The 674-nt window shown below is 62.2% G+C and carries 1 protein-coding gene; it reads left to right on the forward strand.

Translation table 11 applies throughout. From position 1 onward, the window contains the following. Positions 1-674, forward strand: a 674-nt coding sequence (locus GY769_01125) for a M1 family metallopeptidase (protein ID MCP4200518.1), incomplete at both ends; no start/stop codon positions are given.

Below are 674 nucleotides of genomic sequence, written 5' to 3' on the forward strand. Positions count from 1 at the left end.
CGTGGCGGCCTGCCTCAGTATGACCCAAACGAGGAGGTGGCCCTGGTCTACGTCAATCACTCCGACCGGAGGGAAGGGATCTGGTATCTCTCCCACCTCGACTCGGAATGGCAGGCCGGCGCGACCGACGCCGAAGTCGACAAGCGCACCGTGGACGCGATCCACTACGCCATCGAGGCCGAGCTGCTGGGCGAGCGAAATATCCAGGCCACCTGCCGCATCCGGATTCGCACCGTCGTCGCGGGCGAGCGAGTGATCAAGTTTGGCCTGCTTCCCAACCTGCGGGTTTCCGCGGCCACGCTCAATGGCGAGCCGGTCACATTCATCCAGGAGCCGCGGAAGCAGGACGGCTCGCTCTACGTCGTCATGCCGGAGCCTCTGGCCGAAGGCGCCGAATACGAGCTTGGCTTCACCTATGCCAGCGAGGGCAAGAAAGTGATCCGCTCGGCTGGCAGCGGCAACTTCTTTGTGTTGGCCCGCACTAGTTGGTATCCCAGCCTCAACTCGTTCCGAGATCGAGCGACCTTTGAGTTGAGCTTCCGCTATCCAAAGAAGTACTCGCTCGTCAGCGTCGGCAATCGCGTGGAGGAGGGCAAGGACAAGAAGGTGGCCTACTCGAAATGGTCCTCGGAGATTCCTCTCGCGGTGGCTGGCTTCAACCTCGGCCGGTTCAA

The sequence above is a fragment of the bacterium genome (genome assembly GCA_024224155.1).
Lineage (GTDB): Bacteria > Acidobacteriota > Thermoanaerobaculia > Multivoradales > JAHEKO01 > CALZIK01.